Genomic DNA, 19,014 nt, shown 5'->3' on the forward strand with positions numbered 1-19,014 from the left:
GGATCAGATCTCCAATCCAGTTAAAAAGCCTACTGCGCGGAATAAAATGCCATCTAATCCCCAAAGGATAAGTGCCATAATCGCAGTTGCAACCATTACAATAAATGTCGTATGGGTAGTTTCTTGGCGCGTAGGCCACACTACTTTACGTACTTCGATGCGTGCTTCTTTTGCAAAAGCAAGGAAGGTACGCCCTTTTTCAGTTTGTGATGCAATCCCCAAACCAGCGGCAACAGCAACAACAACACTAATAGCACGTAATAACACAGACTGATCTGCGTACATATAATTACCAACTACTGCGCCTGCAAGTAGCGCAATTGCCACAAGCCACTTTACTGAATCCATCGCACTTGATGGAGTTTCTACATTCGTGCTCATAATATTATTACCTTAACTACAGACACAACAACCCTACACTATGGCAGGGTTAATCCATTAAAATCCAAACTTAAAAACAGACTTATTTAAACCGATTTTTAACCTCAGACTTTACCCACAAACAGGATAAAATGGCAGGGGCGGAGAGACTCGAACTCCCAACCATCGGTTTTGGAGACCGCTGTTCTACCAATTGGAACTACGCCCCTGCAAAGTGGATGCCTATTATACTTACGCAATTCATTAACACAAGTGTAAAAGATGCCCATAAGTCAAAATCTCATCACTAGATTGAAAAATCCATCTTAACATTGATTAAAAAGCAGTTTATGATTGTTTCAATTCAAGGGATATTACTACGCACGAGGAAGCACGTGCTAACAATAAAAACAACTATCTATACGGCCATTATTGGTTTTTTATGGCTATTTCATAACGGCGCGCTGGCACTGTCTTTACATTTAGACTCCTTCTCTAATGAACAGGGTTTAACGCAAAACTCTGTCACTTGCAGCATAACTGATCGCCGTGGTTTTCATTGGTTCGCCACCCAAGGTGGGCTCAACCGTTTTGATGGTTATGAATTTAAACGCTTTAAGTCTCATCCAACCCAGCCAAGTCTATCGAGTAATTGGATCACCGACTGTGTTACCACTGACAATAATCTGCTGTGGTTTTCTACAGCTACACAAGGGCTAAACGCCCTAAATACAGACACCGGTACATTCACTCATTTTAACCGTAGCAGTCCATTAGCGATTAAAGATAACCGCATTTGGTCAATGCTTACTGATCAACACAATAATTTATGGTTAGGCCATGAAGATGGTAACTTAACTCGCCTAAATGTAGCCGAGCATGAAACTGCCTACTTTACCTACTCGCCAAACACCCAAGGTAGTATTATTTTTCAGGATATGGTGATTGATGCTAAGCAAAATTTATGGCTGGCCAGTAATGAAGGATTAATAAAATTTGATACAAAGACAGCTAAATTTAGCCACTTTTCAGCAAGTAAAAAGCAACTATGGCGCCTAAAACTCACGCCACAAGGGCAGCTACTGATTGCCAGTAAAACAGGGCTTAGTGTCTTTGATTTAGAAAGTGAACAGTTTAATGATATAAAACAACTAGATGGTATATGGATAAGCGATATTTTAATCGATAATAACGAGCATCTTTGGCTTAGCAGCTACGGCCAAGGCTTATATTATAATCCCAACTATCAAACAACTCTGACAAGCTTTAGCCAATTTAAACACCTTCCACAGCAACGTCATGGGCTTGTTAATGATTACTTACTGTCTTTGTATCAAGACCAGCAAGGTATTCTGTGGATAGGCACTGATGGTTATGGGTTACAACGCTACGATATGCGCCAAAATCAATTTAATCATCAACAACACAGCGATGACCCTAACAGTATTAGCCATGATTTTATCCGGGCCTTACTTAAAGATTCGCAAGGGCAATTATGGGTCGGTACCCGCAACGGGTTAAATAGACAAACAAAAGACGGCTTTGTGCGCTATCACGTCGATACCAGCAACCTTACCAACAACAATATATTCAGCCTTCATGAAGATAGCCAACAGCGTATTTGGATTGGCACCTATGGTGGCGGTTTATTGCGTTATAACCGCGAAAGCGATGACTTTACATCATTCACAGTGCAAAGCCATCAGCTCAGCAGCAATAACATTTATGCGATCACCAGTGATCGGAACGGCAACTTATGGTTGGGAAGCAATCAAGGTTTAAGTCTGTTTAACCCAGATAACTTGACCATTGAGCATTTTAAGCACTCGGAACAACACAATAGTATATCGAACAACACCGTATTTAGCCTCGTTTACGATAACGTTGCTAATGCAATTTGGGCTGGTACTCGAGTTGGCTTAAATAAACTCACCCTCAACAACAATGAATTTAGCCATTATCAAGCCGATCAAACAAACCCAAATAGCTTAAGTCATAACATGGTTACCGCCCTTCATCTGCAAGATGACAATACACTGTGGGTGGGTACTTTTGGAGGCTTAAATAAACTGAATAAAACAACGGCAGAGATAACCCGAATCACCGAGCATGATGGCCTGCTAAACGATAATATTTTTGCCATTAAACAGGATGCCAAAGGTTACCTGTGGCTGGCAAGCAACCAAGGTTTAACACGTTATCAGCCCAGCTCTGAAAATATGCAGCATTTTTTACCCCGTGATGGCGTGCAACATAATTCATTTATTCTCGGCGCGGCTTATCAAGCGCAGAACGGTGAACTATTTTTTGGCGGGATCAACGGCTTTAATCAATTTGATCCGCTTAAGCTAAAGCTGGCAGCTACAACTCCAGAGCCTGTGTTAACCGAATTACTAATTAACAATCAAGCGATAGCCACTGCCCCATACACTAAGCACGAGACTCAAGCTGCGAAATTAATTAGCTATATACAAACACTCTCCTTTAACAAAGGTGTCGGCGTGATCGGCTTTAAGTTCTCAGCATTAAATAGCCCGTCGGCACCTCAACAATATCAATATGCATACAAACTCGCTGGTTTTGATAAGCAATTTCTATATACCAACGCACAACAACGACAAATAAACTACCCGCAACTGCCCGCAGGCGACTATCAGCTGCAACTAAAAGTAAAAGATCAGTATGGCCAGTGGAGTAATGCTAAAGCTATGCTCGATTTCACGGTGGTGCCGCCGTGGTGGCAAAGTCGCCTTGCCTATGCCGGTTATGTTCTTCTCACTGGGGTTATTATTTGGCTTGTTGCGGCCTCGCTATACCGCGCTAAGCTGGCCGAACAAACAAGTAATCAAGCCCGTGAACTGAATCGCTTAAAAAGTCAATTTTTAGATAATATTAGCCATGAATTAAAAACGCCTCTGAGTTTAATACTCGCGCCACTTGAAAGCTTGCAGCTAAACCATAAAGATCAAGCTAGCCAAAAACAATTATCGATGATCAAACGCAATAGCCTACGTTTGCTGACCTTAATAAATCAACTATTACAGCTAAGCCAACGCCCCAGCTGCGCTATACATTACGTTTCGCCCTATCCTTTAGCACCATTTATAAAGCAGCTGGTTGCTGACTTCACGGTGCTGTTTGAACAAAAAGGTATTCACGTAACAATGACAGATCTCAGCCAAGGCTCTTGCTGCATAGCCCTTGAGCCAGAACATGCAACGTCAATTATTACCAACTTAGTTAGTAATGCCCTCAAATATACCCACTCAGGCGGTCAAGTTGAGATTAGCTTATCAGTGCATAATAACATGGCTCATATCGCGATTGTTGACACCGGTATTGGCATCGAAAAACACCAACAAGGCATTATTTTTGAACGCTTTACGCGTGTTGCAGCACAAAATCAAAACGGCAGTGGAATTGGCCTTGCTTTAGTTAAACAATTGCTAGAGCAATACGGCGGGCAGATTTCACTAACAAGTGAAGTAGGTAAAGGCAGTTGTTTTACTGTATCTCTGCCTTTGACTGAAGCAGAGCATGGCGCAACTTCGCTAGCAGCACCAGTAAATGAAGCAACCCGCCTCAGCAATTCGCAAAAGCTACTGATTGTTGAAGATAACGACGAAATGCGCGAACTACTGCTGACTTTGTTTGCTACTGAGTACCACTGCTTAAGTGCTATTAACGGCGAACAAGGCTTAGCCATCTGCCAAACAGAAATGCCAGATCTAGTGATCAGCGATGTGATGATGCCTTGCATGGACGGTTATCAATTACTTAATGCGCTACGCACAAATAACATTACCAGCCATATACCAGTGTTATTATTGTCAGCAAAAGCCGATACACAAAGCAGACTAAAAGGCCTTGATTTACTAGCAGATGATTTTTTAAGTAAACCATTTGAGCCGCAATTACTGCTCAGTAGAGTACAAGGGTTACTGAGTATTCGTGCAGTCCTTAATCGGCACTTAGCAAAGCAGCTTGCGGCTCATGCTCCGCCGCTGGTACTCGATCAGCAGCTTACACAAAGTAAAGATTACCAATTTACCGAGCGCCTGAAAAACATCATCCGTGATAACTATCACAACGAAGCGTTTAGTATTGAAGAATTCGCTGCAGGATTATATTTAAGCCCACGTGCCTTACAACTGAAAATGAAAGCACTCTACAATTTAACTCCCAGTGATTATATTCGTAATACTCGTTTAGAGTATGCTGAAAAGTTACTTAGCGACAGCGATCTGAGCATAGGTTTAATTGCTGAAAAAGTCGGCTTTAGCTCACAAAGTTACTTTGCTCGCTGCTTTAAGGCAAAGCATAACGTTTCGCCCAAGCAGTTTAGGGAAAATACCAACCTGAATACAAAAACTTCGTCTGTGTGACCAAAGTGTTCGCCTCAGTACTATTTTTAACCTTATGATTTCTTTAAATTAACTTTAAAACAATTTGTAGAATAAAAACCTTCACTGTTTCTATTTGGCACATTAATTAAGGAAAATCATATGCTCACAACAACTAAAAAAGTACTGTTGGCAACCCTCGTTGCTAGCAGTCTTAGCGCTTGCCAAAGTACCTCGACCAAGGTCACTTCAAACCAAGATTCACCAAACATTAATGAAGTCGCCCAACAACAATATAATGGTCCAAAAGCGCGTATTGCCGTGGCACGCTTTACCGATAAATCGAATGACTCTCATTGGTGGCGAAAAGAAATAGGTGAAGGCATGGCCGACCAACTCACCACAGCTTTGGTAGGCACCAATCGCTTTATCGTACTTGAACGCCAAGCGTTAGATGCAGTGTTATCTGAGCAAGATCTAGCGGCTTCAGGTCGTGTTAGCGCAGCATCAGGGGCAGCTTACGGTGAAATTGAAGGAGCCGAAATAGTTGTGGTAGCAGCAGTAACTGAATTTGATGACGACAGCTCAGGTGCCAGTGTTGGTACTGGCGGTTTTATAGGTGATGTGTTTAGCTCAGTATCGGCAGGTTTTTCAGGCTCGCATATGGCGATTGATTTACGCCTTATCGATACTCGCACCTCACGTATTTTAGCAGCCACCAGCGTCGAAGGAGGTAGCAAAGATTTTGATTTTACCAGTGCGGCAACTAATTTTGGCGGTGCATTAGTCGGTGGTAATTTAAGTGGCTGGTCAAACACCCCTAAAGAAAAAGCGCTCCGCGAAGTGATAATCAAAGCCGTTGAGTTTTTACAAACTAAAGTCCCAGCCACTTACTATCGCTATAACAGCAATAATACCTTAGCATCAGGATACACAGCACCACCACCACTTACTACCACGGCAGCCAAGTCAAAAGCCGTTGCTCCAGTAGCAAAAGTCGATGTTCCTACGCATAGAATGCCGCATTATGAAAAGATGGATTTAGCCATGTCTCGCATGAATCTAGTCTGTTTAGGTTATTTAAAAAACCAACCCGATTATGAAGAATTTGAAACTGAAGATGTTAAGTACGATCGCCAAACAGTTATCGCACTGCGCGAATACCAACAAGAGAAACAATTAAAAGTGTCGGGACTTGCAGACGAAGCAACCAAAAAGTCACTCGATGAAAGTCAATGTATTGCCAAAACCAATAAGTCAGGGCTTGAGAGCTTAGGTAGTATGTTTAAAATTAACTAACCAAAGATCAGGTTATTTAGCAGCCAGTTTATTCTGGCTGCTATACCATCTATATACTTAGAACAGCTGTAACAGCTCGCCCTGATAAAAATCACAAAGCAACCAAATTTGTTGAAAAGGATGGGTAAGCGGTATCGTTATATTCTGTAACTCAGCGTCAAAATCCGCTTTATGCCAAATGGTGCTGGCGTTACGAATAAGCAGCCAAGTTTGCTCTGATTGATAGTGCTTTTTTCCTTTTTGTTCTAATAACCGCTGCAGTGCACAGTGCAGCCGCTGCTCACTTGGTTGCATTGCCATATCAGCAAGATCTCGTTGCATGCTTATAGATAAAGGCCTGCCGAGTACTGCCATGGCTTCGGTTTCGCTGGCATATAAATGTGCTATTTCAATATCAAGCTTCTGTTCATTACGATAGCAACTGATATCTGGTTTACTCGGCTGATTATGCCAAATATGGCGCATTGGAATACCAAAGCGATGTTCATAGCAACGCAAGAACAACTTGCCTGCATCATGCTCAAGTTGTAATTTTTCTTGCTCACTATGACGCGTCATTAAGTACCGCATATACATCAGCTAACAGGCTTGATGCACCAAATCTAAATGTTGACGGATTCAAATAACTTTCTCCCATAATATCAGTCGCTAGCTGTAAGTAATTACTTGCATCCATAACCGTTTTCACGCCACCTGCAGCTTTAAAACCGACTACACGCGACGACTTTTTAATCGTACTTAACATCACATCGGTTGCTTCAAGAGTGGCATTTGTAGCTACTTTGCCGGTGCTGGTTTTAACAAAGTCAGCACCACCGGCAATTGCTATTTCTGTCGCCAGTGTTATCAACTGCGCTGTTTTTAGTGCGCCGGATTCTATAATTACTTTTAATTGTACGTGTTCAGGACAGCACTCTTTACTGGCACGCACATATTCTAGCGCTGTGGCTTCGTCCCCCGCGATTAAGGCTTGATACGGTAACACCAAATCAATTTCATCTGCGCCACGCTCTATTGCGATTAATGTTTCATTAATTACTTCACTTAGCTCACTGTTGCCTGAGGGAAAGTTAGTTACTGTGGCGACTTTTACATAACTAAGCTCGCGCTCAGCTAAAGCAAGCTTGGCGTCATCAACAAACTCACTATAAACACACACTGCAGCCGGAATACCTAGGTTGGGCTTAATACTAGCCACCAAGGCCTCTATTGTTGCCGCGCTATCATTACTATTTAAACTGGTTAAATCCATTAATTGCACGGCCAATGCCGCATCAGTTAGTTGCGTTGTCATAAATCCACCAAGTAAGTTCATGTATTAGCAATAGTACCAAATTTAACTATTCTCGCTATAGCTAATAACCAAACACTATAAGCTAGATATACACTCACTATTGCCCTTGCAACTCGGCGCAATCCCCTGTTAACTAAGGCTTAAGCCAAATCGAACAACCCTATATAACTTTTAGTTATATTAACTGGGTTTTAATTATTTTTTACTTAGCTTACGCCACTATATTCTGAGTTCCTGAAAAGCATCTTTGCTGTAATTTTTTCCAAGGGTCTACACATGCAATATTTACCTATCTTTACCAAGCTCGACAATAAACCAGTATTGGTTGTTGGCGGTGGAGAGGTTGCGTTACGTAAGTGCCGTGCATTTTTGAAAGCTCGCGCTGATGTCACTTTAGTAGCACCTTGGTTTTGTGATGAATTAAAAGAGCATGCACAAAATAATGATGTCACTCTAATTGATGCTTTTTTTGATGAATCACACCTTGATGGCAAAATGCTGGTCATTGCCGCAACTGACAATGACGGCGTAAATAACAGCGTATTTGAACTCGCAAATGCACGAAATGTATTCGTTAACGTAGTGGATGACCAACCTAAATGCACCTTTATTTTTCCTTCAATTGTTGATCGTGACCCGATCACTATTGCAATTTCAAGTGCTGGAACAGCGCCGGTATTAGCACGGCGCTTACGCGAGAAGTTAGAAACGCTTATTCCACAACACATCGGCCCGCTTGCAAGTTTAGTTGGCAGCTTTCGCGACAAAGTAAAACAGCGCTTTACGAGTTTTGCTGATCGTCGCCAATTTTGGGAAGGCGTATTTGATTCATCTGTCGTCAGCAAAGTACAAACGGGTGATACAGCTGCCGCAAGCGTACAGCTTGAACAATTACTCGATAGCAAACTGGATCCTGAAGGTGAAGTATACGTAATTGGCGCAGGTCCAGGAGATCCAGAGCTATTAACACTGAAAGCACTGCAACTAATGCAACAAGCTGATGTGGTGGTGTATGACTTTCTAGTCTCTGACGAAATTATGGAGCTAGTACGCCGCGATGCTGATTTAATTTGTGTGGGTAAACGCTTAGGCGATCACAGTGTCGTGCAAGAAGATACTAACCAAATGCTAGTTGACCTTGCCAAGCAAGGTAAAAAAGTGTGCCGCATTAAAGGTGGCGACCCGTTTATTTATGGCCGTGGTGGTGAAGAAGTTCAAGTACTGGCAGCTAATAACGTAAATTACCAAATCGTCCCTGGCATAACTGCTGCCGCAGGTTGTAGCGCTTATGCGGGTATTCCGCTAACGCACCGTGACCATGCACAAGCCATACAGTTTGTAACTGGTCACTGTAAAAAAGACGGTCAAGAACTAGATTGGCAATCACTGGCAAAACCAAACCAAACTCTGGCTATTTATATGGGTGTAATTAAGTCTCCCCATATTCAAGCACAATTATTAAAACATGGTCGCGGTGCAGATACACCCGTGGCAATTATTGAAAACGGTACTCGCAAAAATCAACGCGTTGTAACCGGTAAATTAGGTGAGCTGGCCGATTTAATCGAGCGTCACAGCATTATTTCACCGGCATTATTAATTATTGGTGAAGTTGCTTCATTACATGAAGAACTTCATTGGTTTGGCACAAAAGCCCAAACCAGTAGCTTTGCACAACCGCTTACAGACGTGGCATAGCTTTAAACTATTTAGATTTTAACTTTTAATCATTTTAGTAGGACGACTAACAATGGCTTTAACTCACCTTCAGCAATTAGAAGCTGAAAGTATCAAAATCATGCGCGAAGTTGCTGCTGAGTTTGAGAACCCAGTTATGCTTTACTCTATCGGTAAAGATTCATCGGTACTTTTACATTTAGCGCGTAAAGCGTTTTACCCAGGTAAAATTCCGTTTCCACTGCTTCACGTTGATACCAACTGGAAGTTTAAAGAAATGATCGAATTTCGTGATCGCTTAGCAAAAGAGTACGGTTTTGACTTACTCGTCCACAAAAATCCTGAAGGCTTAGCGATTGATATCAGCCCATTTACTCATGGCTCTGGTAAGCATACCGATATCATGAAAACCCAAGGCTTAAAACAGGCGCTTGATAAATATGGCTTTGATGCCGCGTTTGGTGGTGCACGTCGCGACGAAGAAAAATCTCGCGCTAAAGAGCGTGTTTATTCATTCCGTGATAAACACCACAGATGGGATCCAAAAAACCAACGTCCAGAGCTTTGGAATACCTATAACAGTCAAGTTAACCCTGGCGAAAGCATCCGTGTATTTCCACTTTCTAACTGGACTGAACTTGATATTTGGCAATATATCTATCAAGAAAACATCGATATGGTTCCGCTTTACTTAGCCAAAGAGCGCCCTGTTGTAGAGCGTGATGGTACTTTGATCATGGTTGATGATGAGCGTATGCCGCTTAAAGAAGGCGAAGTACCCATGATGAAATCTGTTCGTTTTCGTACTTTAGGTTGTTACCCACTTACCGGTGCAGTGGAATCAACAGCCAGTACACTGACTGAGATTATCGAAGAAATGCTGCTATCTACGTCATCTGAACGTGAAGGTCGGGTAATTGACCACGATTCAGCAGGTTCAATGGAGAAGAAAAAACGTGAGGGCTATTTCTAATGTCTATTAATACTAGCGATACAATTAACGAAGTAAAAGCAATTGGCATCGACGCCTATCTTGCTCGCCAACAAGACAAAAGCCTATTGCGTATGCTGACCTGTGGTAGTGTGGATGACGGTAAATCAACCCTAATTGGCCGCCTACTGCACGACAGCCACCAAATTTATGAAGATCAGTTAGCAGCACTGCATAAAGATAACGAAAAAGTCGGTAATGCCGGTGAAGAGCTCGATTTAGCACTACTGGTTGACGGCTTACAAGCTGAGCGTGAGCAAGGCATAACTATTGATGTAGCGTACCGTTATTTTTCAACGGCTAAACGTAAATTCATTATTGCTGATACTCCAGGGCATGAGCAATACACCCGCAACATGGTAACCGGTGCATCAACCAGTGATGTAGCGATTATTCTTGTTGATGCGCGCTACGGTGTGCAAGTACAAACTAAGCGTCACAGCTTTATCTGTGATTCATTGGGTATTAAACAGTTTGTTGTTGCCGTGAATAAAATGGATATTGTTGATTTTGACGAAACCGTTTATGAGCGCATTAAAGCCGATTATTTAAAATTTGCCGAGCAACTTAACGTATCTAACATCAAGTTTGTGCCTATGTCGGCGCTTAAAGGCGATAACGTAGTAACACGCTCAGAGCACACACCATATTACACAGATAAACCACTGCTTGAGTTATTAGAAGACTCACCAGCAGCTGAAACAGACACTGGCTTTGAAGCGCGTTTCCCTGTGCAGTATGTAGTACGCCCTAACCTAAACTTCCGTGGTTTCCAAGGTACTTTGACCTCAGGAAAATTACGCGTTGGTGATGCTATTAAAGTATTGCCATCAGGTAAAACCTCAAGCATTAAAGAGATTGTCACCTTTGACGGCAACTTAGACACAGCCGAAGCTGGTCAAGCAATTACTTTAACGCTTAACACTGAAATTGATATTAGCCGAGGGGACGTGATCGTTCCTGCTGATTCAACAGCGACTGTAACTAACCAAGTACAAGCAAAGCTTGTGTGGATGCACGAAGCGCCGCTGGTACTGGGTAAAAGCTATAACTTTAAGCTAGGCAGTAAAAATACTTCGGCTATCGTGAAAAAGATTGATCACACCATTGATGTGAACACCCTTGAACACGGCAGCGCAGACAGCCTGCAGTTAAACGAAATCGCGATTGTTACCCTAGAATTGACCGAAACCATTTTGGCCGATGCTTATCACAACAATCACGAAACCGGTGCGTTTATTTTAATCGATCGTTTATCTAACTTAACTGTTGCGGCGGGTATGATTGAAAACGTGCTTGCAAAGCAAGAACAAACGGGTAACTTTAGTGAGTTTGAAGTTGAATTTAATGCGTTAGTACGCAAGCACTTCCCACATTGGCAAGCGCTTGATATATCAAAGCTTAAATAACCAACTTTGCCTGTTAAGGACATATAAAGCATGTATCAACAGCTAGTATTAACAGGCATTATGCTAACTTTAGTCGGGTGCCTGTTTGGCACGCGGCTAAAGCCAGCATGGCTTTTTGTTGGCGCCATTGGCACCGCATATCTAGGCGGGTTAATCGACCTTGAAGATATGCTGATCAACTACGCCAATCCATCACTGATCACCTTAGTGTTATTAGTACTGGTTTCGATTGCGGTTGAAAAAACTACACTCGTACAAAAGCTTGCCCAGTCATTATCAAAAGGAAGTTTAACCAGCTCAGTCACTAAGCTCGGACTTTCTACAGCGTTTTTATCCTCATTTACCAATAATACAGCGGTTGTCGCATCGCTCATTACTGCCATAAAAGACAATCCAAACCATTCACCTTCAAAGCTACTATTACCGCTGTCGTATACTGCTATTTTAGGTGGCACAATTACCTTAATTGGTACTTCAACAAATTTAATCGTCAATGGTTTTGCCGTTGATGCAGGCATGGCACCGCTAGGCTTTTTCGACTTTACCATAGTCGGGCTAGGCGCATTAAGTGTGGGCCTGATCACTATTTTAGTGATGCTAAAATATTTGCCAGACAACGGCAAAAACGATCAAGAAGTGGTGCCTTTTTATCTCGAAGGTAAAATAGAAGAAGGCTCAAAACTAATTGGTAAAAGCGTAGAAGAAAATGGCCTGCGCGAACTTAAAGACTTATTCCTAGCGGAAATTATTCGCGGCGATAAACGCATTTGTGCAGTGACCCCGCAACAAGTGATTAAAGCGGGCGATGTATTGCTGTTTGTCGGTGACATCAAATCAGTGCCATTGCTAACACGCTTTGACGGGCTAAAAATAGTTCACGATAAACATCAAAAAGATGTTGAGCACCTCGTTGAAGTTGTTGTCAGCCAATCATCTAAATTTATAGGAAAAACAGTTAAAGAAGCGCGTTTTCGTGAACAGTTTCATGCCGCTGTTATCGCTATTCGTCGCGGCCATGACCGCTTGCAAGGTGGCCTTGGTAAAGTGCAGCTGCAAGCGGGAGACTCACTGATCCTCGCACCAGGTAAAGACTTTTATAGTCTGCCTAATTTAAAACGCGAATTTGTGTATATTTCCGGGCTTGATTTACAAACTCACTTAGCGCCCAAGCAATCTAACTTAGTATTAGCGAGCTTTGCAACGGTACTTGGGCTGAGTATTATTGGCTATGTACCACTGGTAAAAGGCTTATTAGTATTGCTGATTGGCTTAATGCTCACGGGAACGATAAAGCTGAGTGAAGTAAAACGCCGTTTTCCTATTGAGTTACTCGCTGTAGTTGGTAGCGCCATTGGCCTTGCTAAACTGATGATAGGCACCGGCCTAGCTGGACAAATATCTGCAGCATTGTTTTATGTACTCGGTGATTTTGGCCCCTATGGCGCGTTTATCGCGATTTTTGTAATGACAGTAATGTTCACCGAACTTATCACCAATAACGCCGCAGCGGCACTATCATTCCCTGTCGCTTATGCATTAGCAATGGGCTTTAATGTTGACCCGCTGCCGTTTATTATGGCGGTCGCCTTTGGTGCATCTGCAAGCTTTATATCACCATTTGGTTATCAAACTAACCTGATGGTTTATAGCGCCGGCAATTATCGTTTAAAAGACTATGTATTAATGGGCTTACCGCTTTCTATTATTTATTCAATAACGGTATTAACCCTGATCCCGCTGGTATTTCCATTTTAAGCCAGCGCTTACTCATAAGAGAGTTTTATAATGGATGAGAACATTGTTTGGCATAACTATGCCATTACTAAAGCACAACGTAGCGAACACAAAAGCCATAAACCGGCTATTTTATGGTTCACTGGTTTTTCCGGCTCAGGTAAAAGCACCGTAGCAAACGCCCTTGAAAGCGCACTCAATCAACAAGGTATTCACACCTACCTGCTTGATGGCGACAACGTACGCCACGGCTTGTGTAAAGATTTAGGCTTTAGCGACGAAGACCGTATCGAAAATATTCGCCGCGTTGGTGAAACCGCTAAACTAATGGTCGATGCTGGATTATTGGTACTCACCGCATTTATTTCCCCATTTCGCGCTGAACGCGATATGGTAAGAAACTTAGTCGATGACGGTGAATTTATCGAAGTGTTTTTAGACACACCTCTGGACGTATGCGAGAGCCGCGATCCAAAAGGCTTATACAAAAAAGCCCGCGCAGGTGAAATAAAACACTTCACAGGTATAGATTCAGACTACCAAATACCCCATTCACCGGAAATAATCTTAGATACCAGTAAAAACACCCTAGACCAATCGGTGCAAGAGCTGATAGCGTATCTAAAACAACAGCAAATTATTAAAGGTTAAGTCATGAACCAAACGGAACTGCTCGAAGAAATACTGATCCTTGCCCGCCAAGCTGGCAGCGCTATTATGGGGATTTACGAAAAGGATTTTAACGTTGAGTACAAAGCTGATGAAAGCCCTGTAACCGACGCCGATCTTGCAGCTCACAAAGTGATTGCCAATGGCCTAGCCCACTTAACCCCAGAGATCCCAGTATTAAGTGAAGAAAGTGCCGATATCAGCTGGGATATTCGCCAAACGTGGACCCGCTATTGGCTGGTTGACCCAATCGACGGCACTAAAGAGTTTATTAAAAAGAACGGTGAGTTTACCGTTAACATCGCCTTGATTGAAAACGGCAAGCCTATCTTAGCGGTAGTAGATGCGCCTGCGCTAGGCGTGTCTTATCTGGCAGCAGAGGCAATCGGCGCATTTAAGGACCGCGGTGATGAGCGCATTGAGCTTAAAGTCACCACCAAAGCAAACAAAGGCCTTATCCGCGTAGTCGGCAGCCGCTCGCATCCATCACCGGATTTAGCCGAGTTTGTAAAACGCTTTGATGAGGTTGAAATGGTCTCAAAAGGCAGTTCACTAAAACTGTGCTTAGTCGCCGAAGGCAGCGCCGACATTTACCCACGCCTAGGCCCAACCTGCGAATGGGACACCGGCGCAGGTCACGCTATAGCCGAAATAGCCGGCGCAAAAGTTACTCAGCTCGACGGCAGCCCGCTTTTATACAACACAAAAGATGAGTATTTGAATCCGTATTTTGTGGTGAGTGTGATAGAAGAAGAAACCAAGCTATAAGCTGTCGAGCTTTAAGCGGTAAGTTTAAGGCCGACTCTTCACTCGTAGGAGTTGGCTTCAGCCACGAAAAATCCTGCTCTGCATTCTATTTGAAAAAACAATTTCACCACAGAGAACACCGAGGCGCTAGGCTACACAGAGGGCTTTAGCCATAAGCTTTAAGCGGTAAGTTTAAGACCGACTCTTCACTCGTAGGAGTTGGCTTCAGCCACGAAAAAACTGCCTGCATTCTATTTGAAAAAACAATTTCACCACAGAGAACACCGAGGCGCTTCGCGCTACACAGAGGGCTTTAGCCATAATCTTTAAGCGGTAAGTTTAAGCCCAACTCTTCACTCGTAGGAGTTGACTTCAGTCAAGAAGAAACTCGCTCTGTGTTTAATTTAAAAACAATCTCACCACTGAGAGCACCGAGGCGCTTCGCGCTACACAGAGGGCTTTAGCCATAAGCTTTAAGCGATAAGTTTAAGACCGACTCTTCACTCGTAGGAGTTGGCTTCAGCCACGAAAAATCTGCTCTGCATTCTATTTGAAAAAACAATTTCACCACAGAGAACACCGAGTCGCTTCGCTACACAGAGGTTGAATCATAAGCTGTAGAACTTTAAGCGATAAGTTTAAGCCCGACTCTTCACTCGTAGGAGTTGGCTTCAGCCACGAAAAATCTGCCTGCATTCTATTTGAAAAAACAATTTCACCACAGAGAACACCGAGTCGCTTCGCGCTACACAGAGGGTTTTAGCCATAGGCTTTAGGCTTTAAGCGGTAAGTTTAAGACCGACTCTTCACTCGTAGGAGTTGGCTTCAGCCACGAAAAATCTGCTCTGCATTCTATTTGAAAAAACAATTTCACCACAGAGAACACCGAGTCGCTTCGGTACACAGAGGTTGAATCATAAGCTGTAGAACTTTAAGCGATAAGTTTAAGCCCGACTCTTCACTCGTAGGAGTTGGCTTCAGCCACGAAAAATCCTGCTCTGCATTCTATTTGAAAAAACAATTTCACCACAGAGAACACCGAGGCGCTTCGCTACACAGAGGTTGAATCATAAGCTGTAGAACTTTAAGCGGTAAGTTTAAGCCCGACTCTTCACTCGTAGGAGTTGGCTTCAGCCACGAAAAATCCTGCTCTGCATTCTATTTGAAAAAACAATTTCACCACAGAGAACACCGAGTCGCTTCGCTACACGGAGGTTGAGTTATAAGCTTTAACTCGTAGGAGTTGGCTTCAGCCACGAAAAATCTGCTCTGTATTCTATCTTAAAAATAAATTTCACCACAGAGAACACCGAGTCGCTAGGCTACACAAAGAAGTGAAAGGCATTAGGTTAAAGACTGAGACTAGCTCCACCTGAAATCTAACCCCTCAATACAACTTACTAGGCATAAAGTCGCGCCTACGCATATTAAAACACCGATGCCAACCCGTAGGCTAGAGTTTACCTCGCGCAATTTTATGCTCACGAGCGCACAGAGGCGCTTCGCTACACACAAAAGTGAAATGCAAGAGATTGAAGGCTGGAGACTAGCTCTACCTGAAATCTGACACCTATAATCTGATCCCTAATACAGCTTGCGCGGCATCAATACCTAAAAGCAAAAAACCGCTCAATGAGCGGTTTTTTAAACGTAAAATTAGAATCATACCTATGGCATAGCGTCTAAATCTGCGCCTTCTTTTTCGATAACTTCTGGTATTAAGTCTTCTTTACTTACGCCCATTGCAAGCGCAACGGCACTAGCAACATAAATCGAAGAGTAAGTACCAATAAACACACCAAATAACAGCGCTGTAGCAAAACCATGAATAGTTTGACCACCCCAAGCAAACAAGGCGATTAATACTAAAATAGTGGTAATTGAAGTTACTAGAGTACGGTTAAGTGTTTGCGTTAATGAAATATCAATTATCTCAACAGTATCGTCGATACGCACTTTGCGGAAGTTCTCACGAATACGGTCAGATACAACGATAGTATCATTAAGAGAGTAACCTATTACCGCCAGTATTGCCGCCAATATGGTTAAGTCGAACTCTAACCCTAATACTGAAAACAAACCTAAAGTAATGATTACATCGTGTAAAAGTGCCGACACTGCGCCTACCGCAAAACGCCACTCAAAGCGAAATGCTACATAGATCAAGATACAAATAAGCGCAGTTAACATGGCAAGGCCACCCTGCTCTTTTAAGTCTTCACCTACACTTGGGCCAACAAACTCAATTCGACGCATTACTACGCTATCATCGGCTTTTTTAAGTGCATCAATTACTTGGTTACCAATTACTTCGGCTTTAACATCATCACCACGCGGTGCTAAGCGAACCAAAATCTCTTGGCTTGAACCAAATAATTGTACTGATGCATCTGCAAAACCATTTTCAGCTAACACTGAACGTACTTTCTTTAAGTCTGCTGGTTGTGCAAAACCTACTTCTACAGCAGTACCGCCCGTAAAATCTAAGCCAAAGTTTAAACCTTTAACGAAGAACGATGCGAACGATGCCAAAATAAGTAGCGTTGAGATGCTCATAGCAACTTTGCGCAGCGACATAAACCCTAAAGTTCTGCCGCCTAATTTTAAAATTTGCATATCTGCTCCTTAAATTGACAGCTTATCAATGCGCTTACCACCAATACATAAGTTGATTACCGCACGGGTACCAACAATGGCTGTAAACATTGAGGTGATAATACCTATCGCAAGTGTCACTGCGAAACCAGCAATTGGGCCTGTACCCACTGCGAACAAGATAATCGCAGCAATTAAGGTGGTAATATTGGCATCAAAAATCGTACTAAAAGCACTATCATAGCCATGATGAACAGCCTGTTGCGGACTACGTCCATCGGCCAGCTCTTCGCGAATACGCTCAAATATTAGTACGTTGGCATCAACTGCCATACCTACCGTTAGTACGATACCAGCAATACCTGGCAGTGTTAGTGCAGCGCCTGGGATCAACGACATAACACCCACAATCAATACTAAGTTAGCTGCTAAGGCAATATTAGCGACTAAGCCAAAACCTTTGTAATAAACTAACATAAAGATCAGTACAAACAGGAAGCCTAAAGCAACCGCCGTCATACCTGCTTCGATATTTTCTTGACCTAAGCTTGGCCCTACCGTGCGCTCTTCAACAATTTGAATTGGCGCAACAAGTGCTCCCGCACGTAGTAATAAGCTTAAGTTATGTGCTTCTGCAGGGTTATCAATGCCGGTGATGCGAAACGAACGATCAAGACGCGCTTGTATAGTTGCAACGTTGATCACTTCTTCCACCTTAATTGGTGGTAGCGCTTTACCGTTTTCGTCTGTTTTACCAGAGGGCTTATATTCTATAAATACCGTCGCCATACGCTTGCCAATAGCACGCTTAGTGAAAGCATTCATTTTCGCGCCGCCTTTGCTATCAAGGCTAATACTTACTTGCGGACGTTGGTATTCATCGGCACCCGATTGCGCACCAGTAATGTGACTACCTTCGAGAATAATGCGTTTTTTAAGTACCACTGGGTAGCCGTCACGGCTCATGATCATTTCAGTACCAGGCGGAATACGCCCTTGCGCTGCTGCCGTTGGATCGGCATTTTCGTCTACTTCACGAAACTCAAGGGTTGCTGTAGCACCCAAAATCTCTTTCGCACGCGCAGTATCTTGAACACCTGGTAGCTGCACAATAATACGCTCTGCACCTTGACGTTGTACGTTAGGCTCAGCAACACCGATTTGGTTAATACGGTTACGGATAATGGTTTCGTTTTGCTTGATAGCATAGTCACGAATTTCTTTGAGTTTTTGCTCGCTGATGGTGGCATAAAACGCGTTATCGTTAGAGCTATCATCAATGTAGTTGTGTAATGGGTAGCGTGACTGTAAAAAACGCTCTGCCGCATCTTTATCTTCTGCGCTGCGCATCTCCACACGAATACGTTCAGTACCAGCTACACGACGTACCGTGCGATAGCGTAGTTTTTCTTCACGTAAATCACTTTTATAGTCTTGATCCATTTGTTCCAGCGCGTTATCAACCGCTGTCACCATGTCAATTTCCATCGTAAAGTGAACACCGCCACTTAAATCCAAGCCCAATTTCATTGGATTGCCGCCAAGGGCTTTTAACCAATGAGGTTGCGCCGGGGCCATGTTAATGGCTGAGATGTAATCGTCGCTCAATGAATCACGCAATAAATCTTGCGCTTTAAGCTGCTCTTCAACATTTTTAAAGCGGATCAACACTTGACCGTTTTCGAACTTAACTGATTTTACGGTAACATTGTGCTCTTTGAGGGTCGCATTTACTTTGTCTACTACAGCTAGATCTGCATCAGTTCCTTTAGTACCTGAAATTTGTATGGCCGGATCACGACCATACAAATTAGGAGAGGCATATAAAAGACCTACCGCAATCACAGCTAGAACAAGTAAATACTTCCATAATGGAAACTTGTTTAACACGTGGGC

Annotated in this window: 13 protein-coding genes and 1 tRNA gene; 8 read left to right on the forward strand and 6 right to left on the reverse strand. The window is 43.0% G+C overall.

Translation table 11 applies throughout. From position 1 onward, the window contains the following. Positions 1–3: 3 nt before the first annotated feature. Together secE and H5162_RS14875 are read right to left on the reverse strand one after the other, a co-directional pair. Positions 4–381, reverse strand: a complete 378-nt coding sequence (secE, locus tag H5162_RS14870) for a preprotein translocase subunit SecE (RefSeq protein ID WP_182732022.1) — start codon at positions 379–381, stop codon at positions 4–6. A gap of 132 nt (positions 382–513) precedes the next feature. After that, positions 514–590 (reverse strand) — tRNA-Trp (locus H5162_RS14875). 165 nt (positions 591–755) lie between these two features. On the opposite strand from H5162_RS14875, the gene H5162_RS14880 reads away from it, so the two are divergent. Both H5162_RS14880 and H5162_RS14885 read left to right on the forward strand, forming a co-directional pair. Then, positions 756–4,745 carry a two-component regulator propeller domain-containing protein gene (locus tag H5162_RS14880; RefSeq protein ID WP_310736434.1) on the forward strand — a complete coding sequence of 1,330 codons (3,990 nt, stop codon included), beginning with the start codon at positions 756–758 and terminating at the stop codon, positions 4,743–4,745. 120 nt (positions 4,746–4,865) lie between these two features. Continuing rightward, positions 4,866–6,002 (forward strand): CsgG/HfaB family protein, encoded by a 1,137-nt coding sequence (locus tag H5162_RS14885; protein ID WP_182778878.1) that lies wholly within the window; start codon positions 4,866–4,868, stop codon positions 6,000–6,002. Positions 6,003–6,059: 57 nt separating this feature from the next. Here H5162_RS14885 and H5162_RS14890 read toward each other — a convergent pair whose 3' ends face one another. Then, positions 6,060–6,560, reverse strand: a complete 501-nt coding sequence (locus H5162_RS14890; protein ID WP_145238280.1) for a hypothetical protein — start codon at positions 6,558–6,560, stop codon at positions 6,060–6,062. Next, positions 6,547–7,296 (reverse strand): deoxyribose-phosphate aldolase, encoded by a 750-nt coding sequence (gene deoC / locus H5162_RS14895; protein WP_182778880.1) that lies wholly within the window; start codon positions 7,294–7,296, stop codon positions 6,547–6,549. The genes H5162_RS14890 and deoC overlap by 14 nt, the downstream gene beginning before the upstream one ends. 276 nt (positions 7,297–7,572) lie before the next feature. On the opposite strand from deoC, the gene cysG reads away from it, so the two are divergent. From cysG to cysQ, 6 genes are read left to right on the forward strand one after another with little or no spacing between them, the layout of a single operon-like run. After that, the gene (cysG, locus tag H5162_RS14900) at positions 7,573–8,994 is read left to right on the forward strand and encodes a siroheme synthase CysG (RefSeq protein WP_182732018.1); all 1,422 of its coding nucleotides are present in this window, start codon (positions 7,573–7,575) and stop codon (positions 8,992–8,994) included. 52 nt (positions 8,995–9,046) lie between these two features. Beyond that, complete coding sequence (cysD, locus tag H5162_RS14905) at positions 9,047–9,946, forward strand: sulfate adenylyltransferase subunit CysD (protein WP_145238271.1); 900 nt, start codon at positions 9,047–9,049, stop codon at positions 9,944–9,946. Further along, positions 9,946–11,373, forward strand: a complete 1,428-nt coding sequence (gene cysN / locus H5162_RS14910) for a sulfate adenylyltransferase subunit CysN (RefSeq protein ID WP_182732017.1) — start codon at positions 9,946–9,948, stop codon at positions 11,371–11,373. The genes cysD and cysN overlap by 1 nt, the downstream gene beginning before the upstream one ends. Before the next feature lie 30 nt (positions 11,374–11,403). Continuing rightward, on the forward strand, positions 11,404–13,128 hold the full coding sequence (locus tag H5162_RS14915; RefSeq protein WP_182719264.1) for an SLC13 family permease: 1,725 nt from the start codon (positions 11,404–11,406) through the stop codon (positions 13,126–13,128). Positions 13,129–13,158: 30 nt separating this feature from the next. Beyond that, positions 13,159–13,758, forward strand: a complete 600-nt coding sequence (gene cysC / locus H5162_RS14920) for an adenylyl-sulfate kinase (protein ID WP_145238262.1) — start codon at positions 13,159–13,161, stop codon at positions 13,756–13,758. A 3-nt stretch (positions 13,759–13,761) separates the two neighbouring features. Further along, positions 13,762–14,544 carry a 3'(2'),5'-bisphosphate nucleotidase CysQ gene (gene cysQ / locus H5162_RS14925; RefSeq protein WP_182778882.1) on the forward strand — a complete coding sequence of 261 codons (783 nt, stop codon included), beginning with the start codon at positions 13,762–13,764 and terminating at the stop codon, positions 14,542–14,544. A 1,647-nt stretch (positions 14,545–16,191) separates the two neighbouring features. Here the strand turns inward: cysQ and secF are convergent. Together secF and secD are read right to left on the reverse strand one after the other, a co-directional pair. After that, positions 16,192–17,139, reverse strand: coding sequence for a protein translocase subunit SecF (gene secF / locus H5162_RS14930; RefSeq protein ID WP_145238256.1), 948 nt, complete (start codon positions 17,137–17,139; stop codon positions 16,192–16,194). A gap of 9 nt (positions 17,140–17,148) precedes the next feature. After that, entirely contained in the window at positions 17,149–19,008 is a 1,860-nt protein-coding gene (gene secD / locus H5162_RS14935) for a protein translocase subunit SecD (RefSeq protein WP_145238253.1), read from the reverse strand. Positions 19,009–19,014: the final 6 nt, after the last annotated feature.

Source organism: Pseudoalteromonas sp. SR41-8 (assembly GCF_014163915.1).
Lineage (GTDB): Bacteria > Pseudomonadota > Gammaproteobacteria > Enterobacterales > Alteromonadaceae > Pseudoalteromonas > Pseudoalteromonas rhizosphaerae.

What these genes read in the sequence shown, in the direction of transcription:
- secE (WP_182732022.1), bottom strand. Translation starts at nt 381, where the DNA reads ATGAGCACGAATGTAGAAACTCCATCAAGTGCGATGGATTCAGTAAAG.
- H5162_RS14885 (WP_182778878.1), top strand. Translation starts at nt 4,866, where the DNA reads ATGCTCACAACAACTAAAAAAGTACTGTTGGCAACCCTCGTTGCTAGC.
- H5162_RS14890 (WP_145238280.1), bottom strand. Translation starts at nt 6,560, where the DNA reads ATGACGCGTCATAGTGAGCAAGAAAAATTACAACTTGAGCATGATGCA.
- deoC (WP_182778880.1), bottom strand. Translation starts at nt 7,296, where the DNA reads ATGACAACGCAACTAACTGATGCGGCATTGGCCGTGCAATTAATGGAT.
- cysG (WP_182732018.1), top strand. Translation starts at nt 7,573, where the DNA reads ATGCAATATTTACCTATCTTTACCAAGCTCGACAATAAACCAGTATTG.
- cysD (WP_145238271.1), top strand. Translation starts at nt 9,047, where the DNA reads ATGGCTTTAACTCACCTTCAGCAATTAGAAGCTGAAAGTATCAAAATC.
- cysN (WP_182732017.1), top strand. Translation starts at nt 9,946, where the DNA reads ATGTCTATTAATACTAGCGATACAATTAACGAAGTAAAAGCAATTGGC.
- H5162_RS14915 (WP_182719264.1), top strand. Translation starts at nt 11,404, where the DNA reads ATGTATCAACAGCTAGTATTAACAGGCATTATGCTAACTTTAGTCGGG.
- cysC (WP_145238262.1), top strand. Translation starts at nt 13,159, where the DNA reads ATGGATGAGAACATTGTTTGGCATAACTATGCCATTACTAAAGCACAA.
- cysQ (WP_182778882.1), top strand. Translation starts at nt 13,762, where the DNA reads ATGAACCAAACGGAACTGCTCGAAGAAATACTGATCCTTGCCCGCCAA.
- secF (WP_145238256.1), bottom strand. Translation starts at nt 17,139, where the DNA reads ATGCAAATTTTAAAATTAGGCGGCAGAACTTTAGGGTTTATGTCGCTG.